Origin of the sequence: Marinomonas sp. S3726 (assembly GCF_000967665.1) — a bacterium.
In the GTDB taxonomy this organism is placed as follows: domain Bacteria; phylum Pseudomonadota; class Gammaproteobacteria; order Pseudomonadales; family Marinomonadaceae; genus Marinomonas.
The window spans coordinates 1-1,788 of record NZ_JXYC01000054.1 but is presented as its reverse complement, the minus strand read 5'-3'; the positions used below and the strand labels follow the sequence as shown (position 1 = coordinate 1,788).

The 1,788-nt window shown below is 45.6% G+C and carries 2 protein-coding genes; both read left to right on the top strand.

What is annotated here, in order from left to right; all coding sequences use genetic code 11:
• Nucleotides 1-1,086: GNAT family N-acetyltransferase (locus TW85_RS26270; protein ID WP_046019819.1), on the top strand; the 1,086-nt coding region annotated here is incomplete at its 5' end.
• Nucleotides 1,083-1,685, top strand: coding sequence for a formyltransferase family protein (locus TW85_RS24750; RefSeq protein ID WP_046019818.1), 603 nt, complete (start codon nt 1,083-1,085; stop codon nt 1,683-1,685). The genes TW85_RS26270 and TW85_RS24750, both read left to right, overlap by 4 nt.
• Nucleotides 1,686-1,788: the final 103 nt, after the last annotated feature.

Genomic DNA, 1,788 nt, shown 5'->3' with positions numbered 1-1,788 from the left:
TCCGAGCGCGTTAAGTCGTTATTCAACGTAGAATCAGGGGCAAACTTTGACTTAGACGCTGACCTTCCGATAGATGATAAAGATTGGAGCATAGGTGTTGTAGTTGGGCCTTCAGGATCTGGTAAGTCAAGCATCGGTAAAGCCCTCTGGAAAGGTAAAGCTTTATACAAACCAGAATGGGAAAAGCGCGTTCCTATTATCGATTCGATAACTCCCAATGGTGACTTTAATACGGTTACTTCTGCGCTTGCTTCGGTGGGTTTAGGTAGTGTTCCGGCATGGCTTAGACCTTACGAAGTATTGAGTAACGGCGAGCAATTTAGAGCCGACCTAGCTAAGGTGATTTGTGAGCGTCCCGAGCAAGTTGTGATAGATGAGTTTAGCTCTGTAGTAGACCGACAAATTGCTACGATTGGCGCTGGCGCTTTTCAGAAGGCCTATCGCAGAACAGGCGGTCAAGCCGTGTTATTAACCTGCCACTATGACGTGCTTGAATGGCTAGAACCTGACTGGGTTTATGATACGGCAACGGGTGAGTTTCTACGGGGGTGTCTTTGGCGAAGACCAAAGATCGAAATGCAAATACACCAAACCAACTGGCAATTTTGGCCAACTTTTGAGCCGCATCATTATCTAAAGTTACCCCACATGATTGCCGCGACTAACTACGTTGCTACAGTGAATGGAGAGCTTGTAGCACACGTTGCTTTTAGTACGAGACCCGGTTTAGTCGAAGCAAGAGCATGTCGTTTAGTTGTTATGCCAGAATGGCAAGGCGCGGGTGTTGGACTTAAGTTTTTAAACGCGATTTGTGAAATGTGGCGGCAAGGTAAAAACCGTTATGATAAGCCAATGCCAACCCTTTTTCACACTTCTCATCCGGGCTTGTGTGCTGTCTTAAGAAGGCACCCAAAGTGGACTCAAGTTAGCGCAAATTTATACGGGGGAAGTAAGCGAAAATCTCGGTTAAGTATTTCTGCAAGCACTAAGAAAAAAACTGGAAAGCAAATCAATTCAGCGGGATTTGGCGGCCACTTTAGAGCGGTTCAAGGTTTTAGGTATATTGGTGACGGAGGTGTCGAATGAACGTAATGATTGTTGGCCAGAAGTGGCTAGGAGCCGAAGCCTTACGTTTAGTAAGAAACCTAGGGTACACTATTACTTGCGTAGCGGCTCCTTCTAAGAAGGATAAACTCTACGAACTAGCAATGAGCTCGGGTATTAAGGCTATTGTTCACGACAAGAGCCTTAATGACTCCCACGTACCTAACGACACTGACCTTATTATTTGCGCTCACGCGTGGTGCTACATAACCAAAGCAGCTAGAGGTAAATCCTTACACGGTGCGGTTGGTTTTCACCCTAGCCTTTTACCAAGACATAGAGGGAAAGATGCAATAAGGTGGGCTATACACATGAAAGAGAGCGTAACAGGCGGTACAGTTTATTGGATGGATGACAAAGCTGACACCGGGGCAATTGCCGCTCAAGACTGGTGTCATATTAGACCAACTGATAGCCCTGTTGACCTTTGGAAGCGTGAACTTGGGCCAATGGCTCTAGACCTGTTCAAAAAGGTCTTGAGTGACTTATCAAAAGGAAATAGAGTAGCTATAAAGCAAGATGAAGAGTTAGCCACATTCGAACCAGCTTGGTCATGTATTAAGCTGTCCGATACTGTTTAGGGCTAATTACACTATCTCAAACCAAAAACTCCCTCGAAATACGAAGGAGTTTTTTTTATTCAAATATCGCGCGGCTAGCGCTCAAATATCGCGGCGGCCTACA

Coding starts and splice junctions, on each gene's coding strand:
- TW85_RS24750 (WP_046019818.1), top strand. CDS start 1,083: ATGAACGTAATGATTGTTGGCCAGAAGTGGCTAGGAGCCGAAGCCTTA.